This window comes from Arthrobacter sp. Bi83, assembly GCF_918698095.1.
GTDB lineage: Bacteria > Actinomycetota > Actinomycetes > Actinomycetales > Micrococcaceae > Arthrobacter.
The window spans coordinates 1-23735 of record NZ_CAKKLY010000061.1 but is presented as its reverse complement, the minus strand read 5'-3'; the positions used below and the strand labels follow the sequence as shown (position 1 = coordinate 23735).

The 23735-nt window shown below is 66.6% G+C and carries 21 protein-coding genes; 10 read left to right on the top strand and 11 right to left on the bottom strand.

Annotated features, from left to right (window positions below):
- The first annotated feature begins 181 nt into the window (after positions 1–181).
- Entirely contained in the window at positions 182–520 is a 339-nt protein-coding gene (locus tag LQ144_RS20255; protein WP_230120846.1) for a hypothetical protein, read from the top strand.
- 54 nt (positions 521–574) lie between these two features.
- On the opposite strand, the gene LQ144_RS20250 is transcribed toward LQ144_RS20255, so the two are convergent.
- The 5 genes from LQ144_RS20250 to hisC form a co-directional block, all read right to left on the bottom strand.
- Positions 575–1204, bottom strand: coding sequence for a phosphatidic acid phosphatase (locus LQ144_RS20250; protein WP_230120844.1), 630 nt, complete (start codon positions 1202–1204; stop codon positions 575–577).
- A 63-nt stretch (positions 1205–1267) separates the two neighbouring features.
- Positions 1268–2824, bottom strand: a complete 1557-nt coding sequence (locus LQ144_RS20245) for a dihydrolipoamide acetyltransferase family protein (protein ID WP_230120842.1) — start codon at positions 2822–2824, stop codon at positions 1268–1270.
- A gap of 99 nt (positions 2825–2923) precedes the next feature.
- Complete coding sequence (locus LQ144_RS20240; RefSeq protein ID WP_230120840.1) at positions 2924–3904, bottom strand: alpha-ketoacid dehydrogenase subunit beta; 981 nt, start codon at positions 3902–3904, stop codon at positions 2924–2926.
- Positions 3904–5136 (bottom strand): thiamine pyrophosphate-dependent dehydrogenase E1 component subunit alpha, encoded by a 1233-nt coding sequence (locus tag LQ144_RS20235; RefSeq protein WP_230120839.1) that lies wholly within the window; start codon positions 5134–5136, stop codon positions 3904–3906. The genes LQ144_RS20240 and LQ144_RS20235 overlap by 1 nt, the downstream gene beginning before the upstream one ends.
- Before the next feature lie 148 nt (positions 5137–5284).
- On the bottom strand, positions 5285–6403 hold the full coding sequence (hisC, locus tag LQ144_RS20230) for a histidinol-phosphate transaminase (protein ID WP_230120837.1): 1119 nt from the start codon (positions 6401–6403) through the stop codon (positions 5285–5287).
- A gap of 139 nt (positions 6404–6542) precedes the next feature.
- Between hisC and LQ144_RS20225 the strand changes: the two genes are divergently transcribed.
- Positions 6543–6971, top strand: a complete 429-nt coding sequence (locus LQ144_RS20225; RefSeq protein ID WP_230120835.1) for a phage holin family protein — start codon at positions 6543–6545, stop codon at positions 6969–6971.
- Positions 6972–6989: 18 nt separating this feature from the next.
- Here the strand turns inward: LQ144_RS20225 and LQ144_RS20220 are convergent, their stop codons facing one another.
- Positions 6990–8465: a hypothetical protein gene (locus LQ144_RS20220; RefSeq protein ID WP_230120833.1), complete on the bottom strand. Its 1476-nt coding sequence runs from the start codon at positions 8463–8465 to the stop codon at positions 6990–6992.
- A 503-nt stretch (positions 8466–8968) separates the two neighbouring features.
- On the opposite strand from LQ144_RS20220, the gene purB reads away from it, so the two are divergent.
- From purB to LQ144_RS20200, 4 genes are all read left to right on the top strand, one after another.
- Positions 8969–10411 (top strand): adenylosuccinate lyase, encoded by a 1443-nt coding sequence (gene purB, locus LQ144_RS20215; RefSeq protein ID WP_230120831.1) that lies wholly within the window; start codon positions 8969–8971, stop codon positions 10409–10411.
- Between the two features lie 106 nt (positions 10412–10517).
- Positions 10518–11183 (top strand): histidine phosphatase family protein, encoded by a 666-nt coding sequence (locus LQ144_RS20210; RefSeq protein WP_230120829.1) that lies wholly within the window; start codon positions 10518–10520, stop codon positions 11181–11183.
- Positions 11184–11295: 112 nt separating this feature from the next.
- Positions 11296–11799, top strand: a complete 504-nt coding sequence (locus tag LQ144_RS20205; protein ID WP_230120827.1) for a GNAT family N-acetyltransferase — start codon at positions 11296–11298, stop codon at positions 11797–11799.
- Between the two features lie 106 nt (positions 11800–11905).
- A complete protein-coding gene (locus LQ144_RS20200; RefSeq protein ID WP_230120825.1) occupies positions 11906–12340 on the top strand; it encodes an acyl-CoA thioesterase in 435 nt (144 codons plus the stop codon).
- Between the two features lie 92 nt (positions 12341–12432).
- On the opposite strand, the gene LQ144_RS20195 is transcribed toward LQ144_RS20200, so the two are convergent.
- From LQ144_RS20195 to LQ144_RS20185, 3 genes are all read right to left on the bottom strand, one after another.
- Positions 12433–13494: an FAD-dependent monooxygenase gene (locus tag LQ144_RS20195; RefSeq protein ID WP_230120823.1), complete on the bottom strand. Its 1062-nt coding sequence runs from the start codon at positions 13492–13494 to the stop codon at positions 12433–12435.
- Positions 13495–13580: 86 nt separating this feature from the next.
- On the bottom strand, positions 13581–14768 hold the full coding sequence (locus LQ144_RS20190) for a 4-hydroxybenzoate 3-monooxygenase (protein WP_230120821.1): 1188 nt from the start codon (positions 14766–14768) through the stop codon (positions 13581–13583).
- 102 nt (positions 14769–14870) lie between these two features.
- Positions 14871–15650, bottom strand: a complete 780-nt coding sequence (locus tag LQ144_RS20185; protein ID WP_230120819.1) for an IclR family transcriptional regulator — start codon at positions 15648–15650, stop codon at positions 14871–14873.
- Positions 15651–15884: 234 nt separating this feature from the next.
- Here LQ144_RS20185 and LQ144_RS20180 point away from each other — a divergent pair, with 234 nt between their 5' ends.
- From LQ144_RS20180 to LQ144_RS20170, 3 genes are all read left to right on the top strand, one after another.
- The gene (locus LQ144_RS20180) at positions 15885–17210 is read left to right on the top strand and encodes an aromatic acid/H+ symport family MFS transporter (RefSeq protein WP_230120818.1); all 1326 of its coding nucleotides are present in this window, start codon (positions 15885–15887) and stop codon (positions 17208–17210) included.
- A gap of 156 nt (positions 17211–17366) precedes the next feature.
- Positions 17367–19775, top strand: coding sequence for a nitrate reductase (locus LQ144_RS20175; RefSeq protein ID WP_230120816.1), 2409 nt, complete (start codon positions 17367–17369; stop codon positions 19773–19775).
- Positions 19772–20233 carry a hypothetical protein gene (locus LQ144_RS20170; protein ID WP_230120814.1) on the top strand — a complete coding sequence of 154 codons (462 nt, stop codon included), beginning with the start codon at positions 19772–19774 and terminating at the stop codon, positions 20231–20233. The genes LQ144_RS20175 and LQ144_RS20170 overlap by 4 nt, the downstream gene beginning before the upstream one ends.
- A gap of 18 nt (positions 20234–20251) precedes the next feature.
- Here LQ144_RS20170 and LQ144_RS20165 read toward each other — a convergent pair whose 3' ends face one another.
- Positions 20252–21301: an FUSC family protein gene (locus LQ144_RS20165; protein ID WP_230120812.1), complete on the bottom strand. Its 1050-nt coding sequence runs from the start codon at positions 21299–21301 to the stop codon at positions 20252–20254.
- A 129-nt stretch (positions 21302–21430) separates the two neighbouring features.
- The gene (locus tag LQ144_RS20160; protein WP_230120810.1) at positions 21431–22396 is read right to left on the bottom strand and encodes a hypothetical protein; all 966 of its coding nucleotides are present in this window, start codon (positions 22394–22396) and stop codon (positions 21431–21433) included.
- Between the two features lie 202 nt (positions 22397–22598).
- On the opposite strand from LQ144_RS20160, the gene LQ144_RS20155 reads away from it, so the two are divergent.
- Entirely contained in the window at positions 22599–23474 is an 876-nt protein-coding gene (locus LQ144_RS20155) for an ACT domain-containing protein (protein ID WP_230120808.1), read from the top strand.
- Positions 23475–23735 lie beyond the last annotated feature (261 nt).

Below are 23735 nucleotides of genomic sequence, written 5' to 3'. Positions count from 1 at the left end.
CTCTAGTACGGCCCACCCCGCGCCGGGGGACCCGGCGAAACCCGCCCGACTTGACCCGGGTCACGCGCCCTGGTGGGTAGTCTCACCCGTATTTCCGGAGATCAGCCCCAGTTCAAACGGTAAAATTGAAGGTGCCCCCGATGGTGCGGACAAGCCAGCACCTACTACCGCCAGGGACTAAATGCTTACGCTTCAGCGACGCCAGCTCGTCGGCCACGACATCCTCCTCGCCCGCCACGGGAACCACATCTGCTCCATGCGGCTGGACCGCAGCGCGGGCCGCGTCATTGCGCTGCTGGACGACGGCTCCGTGGACAGCGCCCCAAACCTCATCTCCCCGGACCTCCGCCTGCCGGACACCCTGCAGAGTGTCATCCGCGATGACTGGAAGTTCCTGACCGCCGTGTCCGGCGGCATTGCAGCCCTGGCCGGGGTGATGATTGCCGCCGCGGTCAACCTGCCCAGCCTCGCCTCCGATCCCGCCCTGGCACAGCTGCTGACCACCTACCCGGCCTACTGAGGCCCGCTTACCGCCGTCTTTGCTGTTGTCGTCTTACCTTCGCGGCCGCCGGCCTCAGCCGGTGCGGACCAGCAGTTCCCTCAGCAACCACCACAATCCTGTGGTGACCCCGCCGCCAATCAGCGCACCCACAACAACCTGGGCAACGGTGTGCGCCCGCAGGACCACGCGGGACCAGCCGACGGCGGGGATCAGCAGCAGCAGCGGAATCCATGGGGCGCCCAGCATGATGACGGCGATGGCCGTCGACAGGGCGATCGCCCCTGCATGCCCGCTGATTTTCCAGAAGAGGCTGATGACGGCGAGCACCACAACCCCGCTGACAATCGCCAGAACCATGACAATCACGCTCCGCGGGGCGTGAATCGCTGTCAGCAGTCCCAGCCCGGCCAGCAGCGACACCACAGCCATGGCCAGAACCGGTGCCCGCTGCCTGCGGTCACTGACGTGGTGGTCCGTGACCTTGCCGAGCCGCACCAGCAGCAGCACGAGGGCGAACGGCAGCACGCACACAAACAGCACGGCCAGCGCTCCGAACCAGACCGTACCGGGGAACCCGGGTTCAATCGCGGGGCTGAACAGGAGCAGGAGACCCACCGTGACGGGCGGCTGGAAGGCCTCCGAGAGGAACCATGCCACACGGTTCCTGGCACGGATGCTCATGAGGTTCCGCTCTTCGTGCATGGCCGGCCCTCCGTCATCCTGTGGCCCCCGGTGACGTCAGTCTAAGGTGCCGCCAGAACGCTGTCAGTCAAGCAGCAGCGCAGGCTCTTCAAGGATCGCGGCAACGTCGGCCATGAAGCGGGCGGACAGGTCGCCGTCCACCACACGGTGGTCAAAGGACCCGCCGAGCGTGGTGATCCAGCGCGGAATGACCTCACCGTCCAGGACCCAGGGCTTCTGCTTGATGGTTCCGAAGGCGACGATGGCCACTTCGCCCGGGTTGATGATGGGCGTGCCGGTGTCGATGCCCAGGGCGCCGATGTTGGTGATGGTGAGCGAGCCGCCCTGCATCTGGGAAGGCTGGGTCTTGCCGGCACGGGCGGTGGTGGCGAGATCGTTCAGCGCCAGCGCCAGCTCCTTGAGGGAAAGGTCCTGGGCGTTCTTGATGTTCGGGACCATCAGGCCCCGCGGCGTGGCCGCCGCGATGCCCAGGTTCATGAAGTGCTTGACCTGGATCTCGGCAGAATCGCTGCCGTCCGGGTTGTCCACCCACGTGGCGTTCACGCTGGGGTTGCGTGCTGCCGCCCAGATGACTGCCTTGGAAAGGATCAGCAGCGGGGACACCTTGATGCCCTCGAAGTCGCGGGAGGCCTTGAGTCGCTTGACGAACTCCATGGTGCGGCTAGCGTCGACGTCCACGAAGATGCTGACGTGCGGTGCGGCGAACGCGGACTCCACCATCGCCTTCGCCGTGGCCTTGCGGACGCCCTTGACCGGGATCCGCTCGATCCGCTGGTCCTGGGGCCGTCCGGACTTGCCCCAGAAGGTGTCGGCCTGGTCCAGTTCCGCGTCCCGCTGGGCCTGGTAGCTGACCAGGTCCTCCCGGGTCACCTCGCCCCGGGCGCCGGTAGGAACCACATCGGCCAGGTCGATCCCCAGGTCCCGGGCGATCTTGCGCACCGGAGGCTTGGCAAGGACCTTGTTCATCAGCCCGGTGATGGTCCCGCCGAAAGTGGGCTTGTCCGGGCCGGTGATGGATCCTGTCGAAGTCGCGGGAGCATGAGCGGTGAAGGAGCCTGTCGAAATCGCGGAACCGCGGGTCTCGAGAGGCTGGACCGTCGGAGCTGTCGAAAGCACCGGCCCGGCCTGCGGGACGGAAGCCTTCCGCGGGCGGCGCCTGACGGCATCGGCCTTCGGACCGGAGCCAACCAGCGGACCGCCGGCCAGGCCGCCGGCCGCTGCACCGCCGTCGGATACTCCCTGCCCGCCAGAAACGGCGGCGCCAGCCCCGGCGGCCGCATCCTCGGCGTCGTCCGGAAGTTTTCCGTACATGAGTGGAGCCGGCTCGGCCGCCTGCAGGGCAGGCGCCGGGACGTCGGCGGGCGTGGGGTCGCCGGAGACAGCGTCGGAAACGCTGATGATGGCTGTTCCGACGTCGATGGTCACACCTTCCGGCACCAGCAGTTCCGTGACGGTGCCGGCGAAAGGCGACGGCAGTTCCACGAGGGACTTGGCCGTCTCGATCTCGCAGAGGACATCGTTGATGGCCACAGTGTCGCCCGGCTTGACCTTCCAGGAGACGATCTCTGCCTCGGTCAGGCCCTCGCCCACGTCGGGGAGGTTGAACTTGTTAAGCGTCATGGGGTCCTCGGGTTTCGAAAGCTCAGGCTTGCCGGCAGGCGCCCGGAGGCGGCCGGAGGCGGAAACGTCAGTAGGCGAAAGCGTCAGCGGGTGACAGCGTCAGTAGGCGAAAGCCCGGTCCAGCGCCTCAAGAATGCGGTCGATGTCCGGAAGGTAATCCTCTTCCACCTTGGCCACGGGGTAGGGCATGTGGAAGCCTCCCACGCGGATGACCGGAGCCTCGAGCGAGTGGAAGGCGCGTTCACCGATCCGGGCCGCGATTTCTCCGCCGATGCCCCCGAAGGTGGGCGCCTCATGGGACACGATCAGTCGTCCGGTTTTCTTCACCGACGCTTCGATCGTGTCGAAGTCGATCGGCGAAATGGAACGGAGGTCGATGACTTCGATGCTGCGCCCGTCTTCCGCGGCGGCGTTGGCCGCCGCGAGAGCCACGGGAACCAGCGGACCGTAGACCACTACGGTGGCGTCGGTGCCTTCCCGCACAACGTGCGCCTTGAAGGGGTCCTCGGCGAGGCCTGCCGTCTGGGTGTCCACCTCACCCTTGAGCCAATAGCGGCGCTTGGGTTCGAAGACGATCACAGGGTCCTGGCAGTCCACGGCCTGCTGGATCATCCAGTAGGCGTCATGCGGATTGGAGGGGGTGATGATGCGGATTCCGGCGGTGTGCGCGAACAGCGCCTCCGGCGACTCCGAGTGGTGCTCGATCGAGCCGATGCCGCCGCCGTAGGGGATGCGGATGACGACAGGGACGGTCAGGTTCCCGTTGCTGCGTGAGTGCATCTTGGCGAGCTGTGTGGTGATCTGGTTGAAGCCGGGGAACACGAAACCGTCGAACTGGATCTCGCAGACGGGCAGGTAACCGCGCAGGGCCAGGCCGATCGCGGTGCCGATGATGCCGGATTCCGCCAGCGGGGTGTCCACCACGCGGTCGGCACCGAACTCGCCGATCAGGCCGTCGGTGACGCGGTAGACGCCGCCTAGCGGCCCGATGTCCTCGCCCATCAGCAGGGTCTTGGGGTTGTTGCTGAGAGTGGCGCGCAGGCCCTCGTTGATGGCCTTGGCAATGGTCATGGTGGTCATCAGTGGCCAGCCCCTTCTGCGGCGTCCTCGCTGGCGAATCCGGCGGTGTATTCCTCGAACCAGGCCAGTTCCTCGGCTACGAGCGGGTGGGCCTCCACGTAGGTATTGGCGAAGGCAGTCCTGATGTCCGGGGTCTCGGAATCGTACGTGGACTTGCGGATGTAAGCGGCGAGTTCGTCGCCGTCAGCCGCGACCTTCGCGAAGAAGGAGTCATCGGCCATGTCCTCGGAGCGAAGGTATTTCTCGAGTCGCTCCAGTGGGTCCTTGGCCCGCCACAGCGCTTCCTCGGAGGACTCCCGGTACTTGGTGGGGTCGTCCGCTGTGGTGTGGGCGCCGACGCGGTAGGTAAAGGCCTCGATCAGCACCGGGCCGTTGCCCTGGCGCGCATGCTCGAGGGCCCATTCGGTGACGGCGTGCACGGCGATGACGTCGTTGCCGTCCACGCGGATGCCCGGGAAGCCGTAACCCTTGGCACGGTTGGACAGCGGGATCCGCGTCTGCACCGCAGTGGGCACTGAGATGGCCCAGTGGTTGTTTTGGCAGAAGAAAACCACTGGCGCTTTATAGGAGGAGGCAAACACCATGGATTCGTGGACGTCGCCCTCGGAACTGGCACCGTCGCCGAAATAGACCATGACGGCGGCCTTAGGTTCAGCCGGCTGGGAGTCAGCCAGGCCGTTCGCCTCTGCCAACCGCTGGTCGCGCTGGATTCCCATGGCGTATCCCACGGCGTGCGGCGTCTGGGCAGCCAGGACCAGCGTGTACAAGTGGAAGTTGGTGTCCTTGGGGTTCCAGCCGCCGTTGGAGATGCCGCGGAACTGCCGCAAAAGCTCCGCCAGGTCCACGTTCCGCGTGAGGGCAACACCGTGCTCGCGGTACGTGGGGAAGATGTAGTCCTGCGGCTGGCTCGCGCGTCCAGACCCGATCTGCGCGGCCTCCTGCCCCGTCAGCGGAACCCAAAGGGCCAGCTGGCCCTGGCGCTGCAGGGCCGTGGCCTCCTGGTCAAAGCGCCGGATGGCCGCCATGTCGGCATAGAAGCCGCGAAGCTTTTCGGCGTCCAGCCTTTCGGCGTACTCGGAGAATACGGAGTCCGTCCCGAGTGTGCCGTCCGGCCCAAGCAGCTGGACCATTTCGGTCCGGGGCTCGCCCAAGGCAGCCTCGGCTTCGGCCTCTAGCTGGTCGTCCACCTCGGTTCCGTCGAACTCGGTGGAGGGCAGATGTGTGGCGCCCATGCCGTCTCCTTGCTTGCCGCATCCGGATGCGTTGCAATGTCGCTGGGATATATGCCGCATCGGGAATGCATTCCGGATGCGGCATATATTTTTGGCTTACTGTTCCTTACTTTATCCGGCGTAGGTAGGCCCGGACGTTTGTTAAGCGCTAGGAACGCCGTGGCGGTTTTGTATAGATTGCACAGAGTTCCAAGAAGCGGGTGTTTGCCTCGGGCTCGCCGATGCTGACTCGTACGCCCTCGGTGCCGAAAGCGCGCACGGAAAGCGCCCGTTCCCCCGCCAACCGTGAGAATTCAGCACTGTTCTCGCCCAGATCCAGCCACACGAAGTTCCCCTGGGCTTCCGGCACAAACCAGCCCAGGGCTCGCAGACCGGCCGTCACACGGTCCCGCTCATCCACGAGGCTTTGTACCCTTTCTACAACCTGGTCGAAATTCTGCAACGACACCACCGCGGCCTGCTCGGCGATCTGGGACACCGCGAAGGGGGTGGCAGCGACCCGCAGGTGCTGGGTCAGCTCAGGCTGCGAAATGCTGTAGCCGACGCGCAGGCCCGCGAGTCCGTGCGCCTTGGAGAAGGTCCTGAGCACCACGACGTTGGGGTATTTCCGGTACATCCGGATGCCGTCCACGGCGTTCTCCGCCCGGACGAACTCCTGGTAAGCCTCGTCGATGACCACCAGGACATCTGAGGGAACGGCGTTGATGAAGCGCTCGGTTTCCTCAGCCGTCAGGATGGGACCGGTGGGGTTGTTCGGTGTGCAGAGCAGGATCACCTTGGTGCGCACCGTGACGGCCGCGGCCATGGCATCGAGATCGTGCCTGCCATCCGCCGTGAGGGGAATCCGGACGCTCTCGGCACCTGCCAGACCTACACAGATGGGATAGGCCTCAAACGACCGCCAGGCGTAGATGACTTCGTCGGCCTTGCCGTCGTCGTTCTGGCCCGCAAAAGTGGTCAGCAACTGGTTAAGGGCGCCGAGGCTGCCCGCGCCGGTGACGATGTCCTCGGCGGGCACGTCCAGGAATTCGGCGAGCGCGGTCCGGAGCTTCGTGCTGAGCGGGTCCGGGTAGCGGTTGAAGTCGGTCTGGGCCGCAATGGCCTCGACGACGGCCGGAATGGGCGGCAACGGGTTTTCGTTGGACGACAGTTTGTAGCTGGCCAGCCCGTCGACGGCGACGGGCGGCTTGCCTGCGGCGTAGCGGGGCAGCCGGTCAACTACCGGTCTCGGCCTGACGCCGCCCGCCATGGTCTCTGATGAAGTCATGCCAACTAGCCTACTTCGCCCTTTCTGTGCCCCGGCTCCGGCCGGACCCGGGGCACCGTCCGGACCCCAGTCCTGCGACCCGAGGCGGAGGGTCTCCGCCCGCGGACCCGTTCCAAGCTCGATGTGACAGCATGGGCGCATGCGATCTTTCATCGTGCGGGTGCTCATCAACGGACTGGCGCTGTGGATTGCCAGCTGGATTCTGCCCGGACTGGACATCTCCACTGCGGCCACCACCGAGGCCGTGGCCAAGACGGGTGTCAGCCAGGGCACCAACGCCATCGGCATCATCCTGGCCTACCTGTTCATTGGGCTGATTTTCGGCGTGGTCAACGCCTTCGTCCGGCCCGTCATCAGCTTCCTGTCCCTGCCCATCACCATCCTCACGCTCGGGCTGTTCACGATCGTGATCAATGCGGCCATGCTGTACCTGACGTCCTGGATCAGCAGCTACACGCCGGTGCATTTCACGATTGACTCCTTCTTCTGGACGGCCGTGCTGGCGGCGATCGTCATCACCATCATTTCCCTGGTGGCCGACAGGATCCCCGGGGCGCGCCGCCGGTAAAAGCGGAATGACAGGGGTTCATCGGCCGCCGGTGGGCCGGATGTCCGCTTGCCTGGGCAATCGCCGGTCCACGTACCGCCGTGTGGCTACCGGCGCTTGCGGTGCGCGGACCAGCTGGAAGCGAGTGGCGGTTGCCGCTCCGCCGGCGCCCACGACGCCCGCAAGCGCGGCGGTGGACGCCACGAGCGACGCGTCGCCGCTCTCCGAGATGGCCCTGGCGCCGGCTTCATAGTTGGCCAGTCTGTGGCCCGGTCCCAGACCGGGCTCCTCCCCCAGAGGCGTCAGCACCCGGTTTTGGACTGTCACCGTAACGCGGTCCCGCGTGTCGGGGCTGGGCACCCCGTCCGCTCCCGGAACCCAGTCCTGACGATGTTCGAGATGCAGCGTGCTAATGCCCGGCTCGGGGTTGATGCCGCCTACCGGTGATCCTGCCGTCAGCACGTACTTGAGGTCATATTCCGCGAGGAAAGCCTTATCTTGGCTGAGGTTCATGGCGTGAATTCCGCCCTGGCTGTAGCCGACGGCCACGACTTGGGCACCAGCCTCCGCGCCGGCCTGCCGCAGCGCGTCCCGGATCGCGGCCCCCGTGTGTTCAGAGCCATACCCCAGGCCTTCGGCGATGCCGTACTCGTCGAAGGGGTTGGAACCGCCTGCGGCACCCGGCTGCGTGCCGGGAATGATGACGATGAAAGCCTCGTGACCGCCCTGTTCCGTCCGGATGATCTCGATCTTGCCGAGGCCGTCCTCATCCACGGTCTCGGCCCTGGCCAGAAGGCCGGCAGACGAAGCGTCAAGGGTGATCGCCGACGTGGATGCTGCTGTTGCAGTGACAGGGCGAGGCCTGAGTTGCGGCATCACACCGCCGGCAAGCATGCGGATGACATCGGGGACGCCGGATCCCTTCATCCCGGTGGCCGCCGCCATAGTGACGGCTCCGAGGAGGGCCGGAGAATTCACCCCCAATAGGGCAAGGAGGACCGCGTAGTTGCCCGCGACCTCCTCCATGCTGTCCCGGTTCAGCAGCCTGCTAAAGTCCGCGCGGAGGGGATCGCCCAGGCCTCCGAGATGCAGATCCATTATTTGAGCCGGCAGGAGCCTCAGCGCATCGATGCCGGAGCGGAGGCTGGCCAGGCTTCGCTGTTCGGCGGCTTCATAGTCGCGCTTGCACGCCTGAACCTGGCTGGCGATGTCCTGCAGTTCCTCGCGCACGGCCGCGACGGCACGCCGTCCTTCCCAGACGCCCGTGACTGCTTCCATCCCGCTGGACGGCGAATCATTCTGGTACGGGCCCAGTGCCGTCCAGACCCTATGCGCATCCAGTTCCACGGCAGCCAGATCCCGGGCAAGGGCGTTGAGCTCGGTCGCCCCTGCCGAGAGTTCCTCGAGTTGGAATGCGATTCCGCCTGCACCGCCGCGTACCAAAAGGAATCCGTCCGAGGCCGGCTCGACCGGCAGCAGCGGGCCTCCACTTTCAGACGGCGTAAGTTCGGCCATCAGAACCCGCCAGCCGCAGTCCGCGGGGAGGACAAGGACACATTGTTGGCGTGCCTTCGCACGGACGCAGCGGCCGAGTCCATCCGCTCTCGGGCCCGGCGCAGGGCTCCGGCCTGCAGTCCTGCGCTTTCCCGGAACGCCCTGCCCGCCGGTGACTGCCAGCCAGACAGCTGCAGGCGCGACAGCCGTGAAAGCGCCTCCTCAACCTGTCCTGCGCACGCCTCCAAACGCCGCGCCAGCAATTGGACTTCAAAGCTGCGTGATGAACACGCCGCGGCGTCAGCCGCGCTGATGCTGGCACTCATCCGGTTACTCCTCCTTCTTCTGCCGCACCCGGCACCCGCCGGTTTTCCCTCCTGCCTCCGACGCTACGGAGCGTGGCTGCGCTCCGGAACACCCGCCGTCGGCTATGTGGACAGACGTCGGGGGTGCGTCCTGTTGGGGAGAAGTCACAACGAACCGCGCGCTTTAGCCGGCGCAGAAGTTCGTGAAAGAATCAGGGCATGCCTGAAACTGCCGCCACAGCTGATACCCGTACGCCCTCCGGACGCCTGGCCCTCGCCGCGTCTCCGGAACAGATTGCGCTCGGCCCGCTGGACGGCCGCTACCAGTCCGCCGTCGCGCCCCTCGTTGACTACCTGTCCGAGGCCGCCCTCAACCGCGACCGCGTGGCCGTCGAGGTGGAGTGGCTCATCCACCTGACCAGCAACAACGTCCTACCCGGCGCTGGTCCTCTCACCGCGGACCAGCAGGACCGGCTCCGCAAGATCGTCACCGAATTCGACGCCGCCTCCGTCTCCGAACTAGCCGAAATCGAGGCCGTCACGGTCCACGACGTCAAGGCCGTGGAATACTACATCGGCCGCCGCCTTCCCGCGATCGGCATCGAGAACCTGACCGCCATGGTGCACTTCGGCTGCACCTCCGAGGACATCAACAACCTCTCCTATGCGCTCGGCGTCAAGGGTGCTGTGGAGGACGTGTGGCTGCCGGCCGCGCGGGCCCTCGTGGCCCAGATCAGCAAGATGGCCGAGGACAACCGCGCCGTCCCCATGCTGTCCCGCACCCACGGCCAGCCGGCCACGCCCACCACGCTGGGCAAGGAACTCGCGGTCATCGCGCACCGCCTGACCCGCCAGCTGGACCGGATCGCCAAGACCGAGTATCTCGGCAAGATCAACGGTGCCACCGGCACCTACGCCGCCCACGTCGCCTCCGTTCCCGGTGCCGACTGGCAGCAGGTCTCCAAGTCGTTCGTCCAGGGCCTGGGCCTGACCTGGAACCCGCTGACCACCCAGATCGAAAGCCACGACTGGCAGGCCGAGCTCTACGCCGACGTCGCCCGCTTCAACCGGATCCTGCACAACGTGTGCACGGACATCTGGAGCTACATCTCGATCGGCTACTTCGCGCAGATCCCCGTGGCGGGCGCCACCGGCTCCTCCACGATGCCGCACAAGGTCAACCCGATCCGCTTTGAAAACGCCGAGGCCAACCTGGAGATCTCCTCCGGGCTCCTGGACGTGCTGGGCTCAACCCTCGTGACCTCCCGTTGGCAGCGCGACCTCACGGACTCCTCCAGCCAGCGCAACATCGGCGTGGCATTCGGCCACTCACTGCTGGCGATCTCCAACGTGGCCAAGGGCCTGGACCGCCTTGACGTGGCAGAGGACGTGCTCGCCGGGGACCTCGACACCAACTGGGAAGTCCTGGGCGAAGCGATCCAGATGGTCATGCGCGCCGAGGCGATTGCCGGCGTCGAAGGCATGGAAAACCCGTACGAGCGGCTCAAGGACCTCACCCGCGGGCAGCGCGTGGACGCCGCCCGGATGCAGGAATTCGTCCAGAGCCTCGGGCTGTCGGCGGATGCCGAGGCCCGCCTGCTCGCGCTGACGCCGGGCAAGTACACGGGCATCGCGGACCAGCTGGTGGACCACCTGAAATAAAGTACGACGGCGGTGCCGGGCCTCGCTGCCCGGCACCGCCGCCGTTTCCGGCCGCGTTTCCAGCGTGTCCCGCTCACCTTCACGACGACGAAAAGGAATGCGAACCATGAGGCTCCTGCTCATCCGCCACGGAGAGACGCCCGGGAACGTGCTGGGGCAGCTGGACACCGCCCACCCCGGACCCGGGCTGACGGAACTTGGAGAACGCCAGGCGGAAGCTCTGCCGAAGGCGCTTGTGAAAGAGCCGATCAGTGCGCTATACGCCTCCACGCTGCTCCGGACCCAGATCACCGCGGCGCCGTTGGGCCGCGAACTCGGGCTGGACGTCAAGGTGCTGGACGGAATCCATGAAATCGAGGCCGGCGCCCTTGAAAAGCTCACGGACCACGAGGCTCACCGGCGGTACATGACAACGGTCTTCGCCTGGGCCAACAAAGACTTCGGCAAGCGGATGCCTGCCGGCCCGAACGGACACGAGTTCTTCGAGCGCTACGATGCCGCGATCGCCAAAGTGACCGCCGGAGCCTCGGACCCCGGTGCCGTGGCCATCGTCAGCCACGGGGCCGCCATCCGCGTCTGGGCAGGCCTCCGGGCGGACAACATCGACATGGAATTTGCGGCGCGGCACGTGCTCGCGAACACCGGCATTGTGGCACTGGAAGGCGATCCCGACGCCGGCTGGACCCTGATCCATTGGGATGCCAGCCCCGTGGGCGGCCTGGCCCTGGCTGACCCCACTGCCGAAGACCCGATGGGACGCTCGGCAGGGTAGCCGGCGGCCTGGTTGCGGCACTGTTCTCTGGACGCTTACGCACGGGAAACACGGCGGAAACGGCGGCCACCTAGGCTTGATATGCATAACCCTTCGGCGAATCGAGGCAGAGATGCAGACCAATCCCAGGCTCAACATTCGGAAAGTCAGCTGGTCCAACCCGGTGGGTGCCGATCTGCGGGCGGCGCAGCAGGCGGAACTCGATGCCCGCTTCGGCTGCACCGACCACGAGCCCGGGCCGAAGCCGTCGGAGGTGGACACCGCCGTCTTCCTGGTGGCGTACGACAAGGGATCGGGCCAGCCGGTGGGCTGTGGAGGGTTGCGGCTACTCGATTCGAACACCGCCGAAATCAAGCGCCTCTACGTTCTGCCCTACACCCGGGGCTCCGGCGTGGCCAGCTCCATCCTGGCGGCCCTCGAGGCGGAGGCCCACGCCCAGGGCATCACCCGCGTCACGGCCGAAGCCGGCTCGGCCCAGCCGGACGGCCGGAACTTCTACGAGAACTCCGGCTTCGAACCGGTGTCCAACTTCGGCCCCTACATCGGCGTCGAGCACTCCTACTGCTACGCCAAGTCCATCGACTCCCACAGCGCGGCGCACACGGCCATGGCTTGACCCGCCCTCATGCCCACAACCGGCCCTGGCCCGCAAGACCGGCCCGGGGCAAGGCCGCGGCCGTCACACTCGGAGCCGGCCGGCCGCCGTCGGCTAATCTCGCTGTATGGCAACCGCAGACATCACTTTCCGCACGCGCAAATGGGTGCGCCCCGAGGACCTCAACGCCAACGGCACGCTGTTCGGCGGAAGCCTGCTGAAGTGGATCGACGAGGAGGCGGCGATCTACGCCATCCTCCAGCTGGGCAACGGCCGTGCGGTCACCAAATACATCTCCGAGATCAACTTCGTCAGCTCCGCGGTGCAGGGCGACCTGGTCGAAATGGGCCTGACCGCCACGCGTTTCGGGCGCACCTCGCTGACCATGCGCGCCGAGGTGCGCAACATGATCACGCGCCAGAGCATTCTCACCATCGAGGAGATTGTGTTCGTGAACCTCAGTGCGCACGGCAAACCAGAGCCGCACGGCTACACCGAGATCACCTACGACCGCGACCGGATCCCCACGCACCACCTCACGGAGACGCTGGAGCAGGACTAGGGCACCGCCGTCGGGCATCCACTCTGTAACCGGCCCTTGCCCGTCCGTCCGGGACCAGGGCCGCCTGTGCGGGCCGGGACCGTCCGTCCGGGTCAGGAACGCCCGACGGCGCCTGCCGGGCTTTGCTGGGTGGCGAGCCTAAGCAGCCGGTCGCGGACGGGCTGCGCACGTTCGGCGAGCGCGAGGCGCGTCATGCCGGAGGAGCCCAGGCGCAGCAGCTGCGTCCGCAGGACCCGCTTCCTGTTGTAGGCCCTGAGCGCCTCAGCAACGGACCGCGAGTTCAGCAGCTCGGCCAGGGTGACGGCGTCCACCAGCGCCTCGCAGGCGCCCCGCCCAAGGTTCGGCGTCATGCCGTGCGCGGCGTCGCCCACCAGCACAGCACCCGGCCGTTCATAGCTGCCGAGGATTGGAACCGTCCAGATCCGCTGGGCGAGGGACGTCGCCGGAGTGGCCGTTTCCAGCACCTGCCTGATGGCGGGCGCGCTTCCCGCAAACCGGCCCCGGGTCTGCTGCAGCGCCTCGGCAACGTCGACGCCTGACGGTCCAAGGTCCGAACGGAATGAGGCGTACCAGTAGGTCCTGCCGCCCGAGGCCGGCGTAATGCCGAACAGCTTCCCCCGGCCCCAGTATTCGCCGCCGGAATCCGCGGCGACCGGATCGGCAAGGACACCTCGCAACGCCAGGTAGGGCGACTGCGTGGCTTCCGAGCGTCCACCCCAGAAGGCGCGCCGGACCACGCTGTGGACACCGTCGGCACCCACCAGCAGGCCTGACGCCAGCGGCCCCGACGCCGGTATGTCCTCCACCCGCGTCGCCACCCGGCGCACGCTGCGGGGAACCGCGGCCCCGAGCAGCCCGAGGAGGTCGGCCCGGGACACGCCCAGCACTCCGCGCACTTCCGGCGAGATCCAGGAATTGCCTGCCGCATCCCGCAGGGCCATCCCGCCGAACGTAGCGGCCACGCCCCTGATGTGCGGCAGGATCCCGAGCAGCGCCAGCGCACTCTGCGCCTCCGGCCACATGGCGAGAGACGATTCCACCGTGGGCGGACCGGGCCGCTGCTCGTGGATAGTGACGTCGAAGCGCTGAGGGTCCAGGCCCGCGGCGAGCGCCAGGCCGGCAACGCCGCCCCCGATGATGGTTATGGCTTCCATGGACCGATGTTAATCCCCGACGGCGGTCTGCAGCTTGACCGGCCCTGGCCGGGGCCGGTTGTGCGGAGAGAGGGATGCGGACCGAGCTAGGCGGAAGGCCAGCCCGTGTAGGCCTCGGCAAGGTAGGCCTGCCCGTGCCGGGACGACACCACCGAGTTGAGCTCGCCCAGCTGGCGCGCCCGGGAGAAATCATCGGCGTCCGCCGGGGTGTGCAGCATGGACGTCATCCAGTACGAGAACTGCTGCGCCTTCCACACGCGGTCCAGGGCGCGGTCGCTGTACGAATCCAGCAGGACCGACGAGCCGGTCCTGTAGAAGCTGTCGAGGCCCTCGAACAGCACTTTGACGTCGTGGATCGCCAGGTTCAGGCCCTTGGCGCCGGTGGGCGGCACGGTGTGCGCGGCATCCCCGGCCAGGAAGAGCTTGCCGTGGCGCATTGGCGTGTGGACGAAACTGCGGAACTTCAGGACCATCTTATCGATCACTGGCCCTTCCTTAAGCTCGAAACCGTTGCCATTGACCCGGCTCCGGAAGGCCTCCCAGATCCGCTCCTCGCTCCAGTTGTTCACGTCCTCGTTCGGGTCGCACTGGAAGTACATCCGCTGGACGGTTTCCGTGCGCTGGCTGATCAGTGCGAAACCCTTCTCAGAGTTGGCATAGATGAGTTCGTCGGAGCTGCGGGGCGCCTCGGCCAAGATGCCGAACCAGGCGAAGGGGTACTCGTGGAAGTACCACTGGCGGTGCGCTTCGGGGATCTGGAACCGGCAATGGCTGCGGGAACCGTCCGCGCCGGCGATGAAGTCTGCCTGCAGTTCGTACTCAACCCCGTCGGCGTCCGTGAACCACACCCTGGGATTGCCCTCGATGTCGTGCACCGTGGTGTCCGTGACGCTGTAGCGGACGTCTCCGGCGTCGGCCTCCCTGCGGGCAGCGAGGTCCATGAAAACGTCAGTCTGCGGGTAGAGCCAGACACTCTCCCCCACCAGGTCCTTGAAGTCGATGCGGTGGCTCTCACCGTTGAAGCGCAGTTCGATGCCATCGTGCCTGTCGCCGTCGCGGAGCACCCGGTCGGAGACTCCGCTGTCCACGAGCATGTTGACCGTGCCGTGTTCCAGGATGCCGGCGCGAACGGTCTCGGAGATCTCCTGGCGGCTGCGGATCTCGATCACAGTGGATTCGATGCCCGCCGTCGCCAGCAGATGGGAAAGCATGAGGCCGGCGGGGCCTGCGCCCATGATGGCCACCTGGGTGGTGATGATTTTGCGTGCTGCCATGTCGTTCCTCGCTTCGTCGCGGGGCCCTCTGCTGGATCACTCTGGACCACTGGGCCGTAAGTTCTTGTGGCTAACAGTGTGCGCCGGGGAGTGTGTTCGGCGTTACAAGGATTCCGTTGATCGGAATTGAGTCAACGTGCCGGCGTCACCAAGCCGCCGCCCGATGCCGCGGGCCGCGGTCTGCAACGCCGGGACCAGGGCCTGGAGCCGCACCTCCCGCAGGGGAACAACTACGCCGAGCGCGGCGACCGCCAGTTTCCGGCCGTCCAGCACGGGGACCGCAATGCCCCACGTATCGGGGTCGATCACACCGGCCAGCTGGGCATAACCCTGATGGGCGGCCTCGCTGAGCAGTGCCCGGAGTTCCTCCGCCGTCACCTTTCCGGCCGGATCAGTGAACTGCTCAAGGTATTCCGTCTGGACGGACCGGGGCTGGTGCGACATCAGCGCCAGCCCGGCCGAGGACACGTGCACGGCCAGGCGCCCGGCGATCTGGGCACGGTTTGCCACGGAACCACGGCGGGACAGGCGCTCCACAAAGAGCGCCTCCCAGCCGTCGAGCACGGCGAGGTTCACGTTTTGGTTGAGCACATGCTGGATGTCTTCCATGAACGGCATTGCCGCCTGGCGCAGCGCCAGGGTGGGCGAATTGCGGTTGACCAGCTCCCACAGCCGCAGGCCCAACCGCACCGAGCCGCCGGCCCCGGCCTCGAGCAGGCCGTGCTGTGCCAGCTGCCGGACCAGCCGGTGGGCCGTGGTGAGGGGCAGCCCCGCCCGCTCGGCCAGCTCCGAGAGTTGCAGGACGCTGACACCCTCGGGAAAGGCTGCGATGACGCGGACCACCCGGTCCACCACCGAGTCTCCGGAAACTGAGTTGGCCAAGGCGTTCTGCTTCCATTCAACGGTATAAGTTGTCCCAGATTACACCCGTGGGTGATACAACTCTCATGTCGGACGACGCCGCGGCCTGCGCGGCCGCCCGACCAGTTGCGCAGTTTCCGCTGCCGGACAGTCACTCGAGACCACTACTCGGACCTATGGCTCGAAGCAGTGGCTCCGGACAGCCCCCACAGACAGGCTCCACCCGAACAACTCAACCCGAACAACGAGGTTCCGATGTCAACGCTCTCAGTCGCCCGCCGTTCACAGTGGCCCGTTTGGCTTTGCTGGCTGGCCATGATGCTGGACGGATTCGACCTGGTGGTGCTGGGCACCGTCATTCCCACCCTGATCAAGACCCACGAACTCGGCTTCGACGCCGTGGGAGCCACTTATGCAGCCACCATCTCCCTCGTTGGCGTGGGCATCGGCGCGCTGTTCATTGCTCCCCTCTCCGACCGGTTCGGACGCCGCCGCCTGCTCGTGGCGTGCGTAGCCTGGTTCTCCCTCTTCACCATCGCCGTGGTGTTCGCCCCCAACGTGGCTATGTTCGGCGTTTTCCGGCTCCTCGCCGGCGTGGGCCTCGGCGCCTGCCTGCCGGCTGCACTGGCGTACATGAACGACTACGCCCCGGCCGGCACCGCCGGGAAGTCCACTACCCGGACCATGACCGGCTACCACGTGGGCGCCGTGGCCACTGCGTTTCTAGCCATCATGGTGGTGCCGGACTGGCGCATCATGTTCGTGGTGGGCGGACTTGCCGGCTTCGTTCTGGTGCCGTTCCTCTGGTTCCGGCTCCCGGAAACACTGCCCCCTGTACATGCGCAGGAGGGCGCCGAACTCCAGGACGCGGAAGTCCGCCCGCCCCAGACGAACGCCCGCACACACCGCCCGATCGCAGTCCCCGCCGCCGAGCCCGAGGCTGCGCCTGCGTCCCTGCTGCCCGCCGATCCGGCCGGCCAACGCGCCAGCTTCCGCGACCTCACAAAGAAGCCCTATCCGCTGGTGGCACTCGGCATTGCAGTGGCATCGTTCATGGGGCTCCTCCTCGTGTACGGCCTGAATACCTGGCTGCCGCAACTCATGTCCGCTGCCGGATACACCGTAAGCACCGGGCTGGTCCTGCTGCTCGTGCTCAACGTCGGCGCCGTGGTGGGCCTGATCGTGGCCGGCATCCTGGCGGACAAGCACGGCACCAAGAAGATCGTCCTGCTCTGGTTTGGCCTCTCCGCCGTTTTCCTCGCCGTGCTCAGCGTCAAAATCCAGAGCGAGTTCCTCCTCAACGCCGCCGTCTTTGTCACAGGCGTCTTCGTCTTCAGCTCGCAGGTCCTGGTCTATGCCTGGGTCAGCCAGCTCTTCCCGGCCCGGCTCCGCGGGACCGCCCTCGGCTTCGCCGCCGGCGTGGGACGCTTTGGCGCCATCATGGGCCCTGCCGTGACCGGGACGCTGGTGGCGGCAGGCATCGCGTACCCGTGGGGCTTCTACGTCTTCGGCGCTGCGGCCCTCCTGGCCGTCGTCGCACTGGCGACCGTCCCCCACGCGATCACTGCGGCACGAACCTGATCTCCGTTTGACCGGCCCTTGAGCGCATGACCGGCCCCGCCAGGGCCGGTCGTGCGGGCCAGGGCCGGTCGTGCGGGCCAGGGCCGGTCAAACGCGCGAGGGCGGCGAGTACTCTAGGAACACCAAGCGCACTTACCATCGCTGGAGGGTGAACCGATGACGGACCGGATTACGGAGATCTGGGGCGAGCGAACACCTTATGGGAGCGGCCAGGACTGGCCCGAGCGGGTGGACCAGTTCCTGGCGGAGGGGCTGACCGGGGACGACGTGGACCAGTGGGTGCAGTCGGCCTGCGTCCTGTGCAGCAACGGCTGCGGGTGTGACATCGCCGTCAAGGACGGCCGCATGGTGGGCATCCGCGGCCGCGTGCAGGACCGGGTGAACCGCGGCCGGTTGGGGCCCAAGGGGCTGTACGGAAGCTGGCAGGGCGAGACTCACAAGGACCGGCTGACCCGCCCGCTGATCCGGGTGGACGGCCAGCTCGTGGAGACGGACTGGGACACCGCCATGGGCCGGATCGTGGACCGGAGCAAGGACCTGCTGGCCAGCAAGGGACCGCTCAGCCACGGCTTCTACACCAGCGGCCAGCTGTTCCTGGAGGAGTACTACGCCCTGGGAATCCTTGGCAAGGCCGGGATCGGAACGCCGCACATGGACGGCAACACGCGGCTGTGCACCGCCACTGCCGCCGCGGCCTTGAAGGAATCCTTCGGCGCGGACGGCCAGCCGGGCAGCTACACGGACATAGACCACTGCAGCGCCATGTTCCTGTACGGCCACAACATGGCCGAGACGCAGACGGTTCTCTGGTCACGGGTGCTGGACCGGCTGGACGGCCCCAACCCGCCGCGGCTGGTGTGCGTGGATCCGCGCGACACGGAGGTGGCCCGCCGCGCCGAGGTGCACCTGCCGGTTCATCCGGGGACGAACCTTGCGCTGATGAACGGCCTGATCCGCGAACTCTTCACCAACGGTTGGATCGACGAGGACTACATTGAGCGGCACACGGCCAACGTGGAGCAGCTGCGCAGCGTGGTGGACCCCTGGACGCCGGAAAGGGTTGCCGAAACGTGCGGTGTGGACGCTGCGGACGTCCGCCGCGCCGCCGAAATTTTCGGTACGAGCGACAGGGTGCTCTCCACGGTGCTTCAGGGCTTCTACCAGTCGGCCCACGCCACGGCATCGGCCTGCCAGGTCAACAACCTGCATCTGCTCCGCGGCATGCTGGGCTCCCCCGGCCGCGGCGTCCTGCAGATGAACGGCCAGCCCACCGCGCAGAACAACCGGGAATGCGGCGCCGACGGCGATCTGCCCGCCTTCCGCAACTGGGAGAACGAGGAGCACGTCCGGGAGCTGGCCGGTATCTGGAACGTGGACCCCGGCATCATCCCGCACTGGGCACCTCCCACCCATGCCCTGCAGATCTTCCGCTACGCCGAGCAGGGATCGATCGGGCTGCTGTGGATCTCGGCGACGAATCCGGCAGTGTCGATGCCGCAGCTGAGCCGGATCCGGGACATCCTCCGGAAGGACAGCCTCTTCCTGGTGGTGCAGGACATCTATCTTTCCGAGACCGCCCAGTGCGCCGACGTCGTCCTCCCATGCGCGGCCTGGGGCGAGAAGACCGGAACGTTCACGAACGTGGACCGCACCGTCCATCTGTCCGAAAAGGCCGTGGATCCGCCGGGCGAGGCGAAGAGTGATCTTGATGTCTTCCTCGACTATGCGCGCCGGATGGAGTTCAAAGACAAGGACGGCCGGCCGCTGCTTGACTGGTCGGGCCCGGAAGACGGCTTTGAAGCATGGAAGGAGTGCTCCCGCGGCCGGCCCTGCGATTACACCGGGCTCAGCTACGCGAAACTGAAGGGCGGCAGCGGCATCCAGTGGCCCTGCACCGATGCGCATCCGGACGGCATCGAGCGCCTTTACACCGACGGCGAATTCCCCACCACCCCGCAGTATTGCGAGTCCTACGGGCACGATCTCCTCACCGGCGCCACCACCGGCGAAACCGTCTACAAGGCAACGGTCCAGCCCGGAAAGGCGTGGTTCAAGGCACTGGACTACAGTCCGCCGCACGAGGAGCCCGACGCCGACTACCCGCTGCGATACACCACCGGCCGGACGGTTTATCACTTCCACACACGCACCAAGACCGGCCGCAGCCGCCGCCTGAACGACGCCGCCCCCGAGCCGTGGATCGAAATGTCCGTCCAGGACGCGGCAAGCGCCGGCTGCAAGGAAGGGGACATCGTCCGGGTCACCTCGCGCCGTGGCCGCCTCGAAGTGCCCGTGCGGGTCGGGGACATCCGCCCGGGTACCGTTTTCGCACCGTTCCACTACGGGTACTGGGACACGCCCGACGGCGGAACGTCCGAGGGTGGTTCGCCCGCCAGCCCCACCCGGGCGGCCAACGAACTCACCATCACCGAATGGGATCCGGTGTCCAAGCAGCCGGTCTTCAAGAATGCCGCGGTCCGGGTCGAAAGGTTGCGTGCCGGCGACGGGCCGTCCAAGGCGCCGGACACCGCGGCATCCCGCCCTGCCACAGGAGGCCAGCCGTGAAACTGCCTGTCTACATCGGTATGCTCGACGAGGCGGAGGCGACCCTGGCGGCATCGCTCCGGGTGGTCGCCGAGGGCCACGTGGACGAGCCCGACGTGCACTTAATCCTTCAGACGCTGGCCAAGAAGTGCGACGTCCACCGCGAAGCCCTGAAGCCGGTCATCGAACGCTACGGCGAAGATGTCGAGGGCGAAGAGGAGCACCGCCTGACGGCCAACGGCGTGACGGAGATCCGCTCGGGGCCCCTCGCCCTGCTGCTGGATCTGCAGGACCTGTACGTGCTGGTCCATCACATCGATGTCACCTGGATGTTGGTGGGCCAGGCCGCCCAGGGGGACCGGGACGAGGAACTCCAGCGCATAGTGAAGCAATGCGAGGGAGACACTGAACTGCAGATCAGGTGGCTCAAGACGCGGATGAAACAGGCGGCACCGCAGGCCCTCCTCGTGGCCGAATGAGGCTCGGCCGCATGAGGGCTAGCGCCGCAGCCGCGCCCAGGCGGTAGGCGCGAGCACCACGGCAATACCGACGGCGGCGCCAATCACCGTTTCCACGATCCGGTCCCGGAGCAGGAGATCCGGGTGAGCCGGAGCCGCCAACAGGGTCGAGATCAGCGCGAGCGGCGTCACGAAGACCTGCGCCAGGACGTAGTTGCGGGCGATAAACAGCTCGGCGCCGAACTGGCAGAGTGCGATCACGAGGACGGTCTGCCATGGCACGGGATGCAGCAGCAGGATGCCCGCGAGCAGGATGAGGCCAAGCACTGTGCCGATGATTCTCTGGACGCCGCGCGCGACGCGGTGCCGCGTAGTGCGGCCCACCAGGGGAACCACGGCCGCCACCATGGCCCAGTAGTTGTGGCCAAACCCAAGCCATTGCCCCACGAGGGTTGCCAGGGACCCGGCCAGGCCTGCCGCGACCAGGTAGCCCACGGCCTCAAGCCACGCGGACCGCCGCTCGTCCGGCGTGATCCTCACGGGCGGAGGCATGTCCCACGGCGTCCGGCGGCTGCGCAGCACCCGGGAGGACAGGCCCAGCAGCAGGCAGAAGACCGTGGTCAGAAGGGCCACCAGCATGCATTGCCACAGCGGCGGCTGGTTGGGGATGGAGGCGATCGCGGCGAAGGCGAAGATGTGAAAGAGGGAGCCGGCCGGCCGGTGCCGCCACCTGGCGATGACCAAGGAGCAGGCACCGGCAACCAGCGTGGTGGCCAGGACCAGGAGCCAGCTGCTCGCGGACGCCGAGAGCCCCAGCGCGTCGCTGCTCCGGGCCGACAACGTGGCCAGGAGCATAACCAGGAACATGAGCGACCCGGCCCGCACCTGGATGAACAGACGCTTCCTGTGCAGCTCACCGCGGCCGTAAATCCCTGTGAACGCACCGAATGACGCAAAGATTGCCAAGTCCAGGCGGTCCAGCAGCACGAGGGTGATCAGCGGGACGAAGACCCCCACTGCGCACCGGATGGCGACGCGATGGTCCTTGTTTGCCGGAGCAACGGTGAACATCTCGGCCAGCAGCTTCACGGTGGATTGGCGCCTTTCGTAGCGGTTAGGAACTCACGACGGCGGCGCTGGCGTCCGATTGTAAGTTTACTTGGCTGCTACCCTCCCTCCCGGTGAAACGGGGCGTCGATGGTGTTGCGTTTGTCTCCGTCAGTCGAGCGAGCGGCCCCGCGCGTCCACCACGACAACCTCGAAGGTCTTCGCGTTCGGAACCCCGAACTTGGCGTTGACGGCGGCGAGGTCATCGCCGAAGAGTGCAACCGTCGTCGGGACGTTGAAGTGCTGGCTCTTAATGACCTCGCGCAACTTTGCGGTTGATTCGTGGAAGTTCACGCGGAGGCGGCTGATCTGGTTGGAGGCGTTCTGCACAGCCCAGACCGTGCTGCCCTTCACCAGGATGCCGTCGACATTCGGCAGTTTCACGCCCTTGATTTCGGCACTCGCCCCGGTCCGTGGGCTGACCGTGTACAGCGCCTTGTTGTCGGAGTGGGAAACCACCAGTCGGCGCGCGTCACTGGAATAGGCGATGCCGTTGAGGTTGAAGCCTTTCGTGAGCGCGGCTGCCGGCCCTGTCAGCTTCAGAGTCCGGAGTTTGCCAAGGCCACCGTCGTGACCAACGGGGACGAAGTACAGCTCAGCCGCCTGGGAGTTGGTGAACCAGGCGCCATCGGAGGTCAGAGCCACGTCGTTGATGAAAGACGCCTTCTTCGTTAGTTGGTACGTCTTGACCGTCTTCTTGGTCTCGGTGCTGTACACATAGGCCTGACCGGTGGGCCCGCCGGCAACGAAGAGAAGGTCGTTCCGGGTATCGGCCTTCATGCCCACCGCCACCCGGCCGTCAGGCACGTCGATGAACTTCTTCGCGGTGCCCTTGTGGATGTCGCCGCGGAATATGTCCCCAGTGACAAGGTCGCCCGCGAAAAAGGTGTTGTCTTCGCCGGCCGCGATGCCTTCAGCACCTTTGGCGCCGGGAAGGACGATGACCGAGTGTCCGTCCTCTGACTGCGGCTGGCTGGCGGCCATGACGGGTGCCGGGACCAGCAGCGACGCCAGGGCGATCAGCCCGATGGCGGCACGGCGGCGTGCAGAACCAGAATTTCCTGTGCTGAGGCGCATTTTGCTCTCCGGAGTTGGCTGTTTTCCGTGCGAGCTGGCCGGTGCACGGGAGCTCCGCACGATGGTCTCTTCAGTGTAGATTCGGCCGTTATGGCTGGCCAGAGCGCGACGCAACAGGAAACCCCTGTCCGGCCGGAAATTCTTCCCGAGATCGGAACCCCCGGGCAATGCTCCCGTAACAGCAGCCAGACACGATGAAGGCATGAAGCCTAAAGCACCGATTCCTGCCGCGGCTGAATTGAGCTGCGAAGTGTGCGGCCAGATGCCCGAGCCTCCCAAGACCCGCCTCACGGTGGCCAATGTCGCCGTCATGCTCCCCATCGAACTGCTGGTCCATGCCCTGGTGGTGCAGACACACCTGCCCTACCTGGCAAAGGTCCTGGTCCTCACGCTCACGGCCACCGTCCTGGTGATCTGGGTGGCGGAACCGTCGGCGGCGCGGATCCTGCGGCGCTGGCTTCACGCGCCCGCGCTGCGGCACCGGCGCCGGCTTGGCGCCGCTCCTGCCCTGTGGCGGGCCAGGACCGTTCTGCGGGACCAGCCCGGCTCCCTGAAGAAAATCACCCGGTCGCTGGCGCTGCTGGACGCCAATATCCTGAGCATTCATGTCCATCCCGTCCGCGGCGGCGTGATGGACGAATTCGTACTGTCGGCACCCGGGGAACTTGGCGAGCGCGAGCTGCTCGACGCGCTTGAAGACGGCGGCGGCAGGCATCCGCAGGTGTGGCCGACCACCGCCCTGGCGATGGCTGACGGGCAGACCAAGGCGCTGAGCCTCGCTGCGCGCATCGCCGCGACCCCCGGGGAGCTTCCGCTGGCTGTCGCCGAGCTGCTGTCCGCACGGATCCTCGATCCCGGTGCCGAATCCGCCCAGCTTCCGGGGGAAACGAACGACGCCGGGACCCTCCTTAAGATTCCGACGGCATGGCACGGACCCATCACCTTCTACCGCCCGGGCGAGCCTTTCACGCCCGCCGAATCGGCCCGGGCGCACCGGCTCGCGGAACTCGCCGAGATCCTGGCGCATGTGCCGGCGACTGAGGAAGGGATCCGTCCGGCGACCGCGCAGTCAAGTTAGACGGCGTAGCCAGGCCAGAGACAAGCCGCCGGCGGAAGCCGGCGGCTTGTTCCCTTGCGTCCGGGCATTTCAAGCGCGTCCGGGTCTTGGCCAGTCACAATCGGTAAATAGGGCCGGCGGCGGCCATCTGTCCCGAAACCCTTGACAGTGGGCCGCATCACTTCTACCTTGGATTTTGGGATCCCAAAACGGGATCCCAAATGAGATCCGAACAGGATCCCAGGAACATCAGGTATCGCCAGTGCTTCCGCCACTCAGACT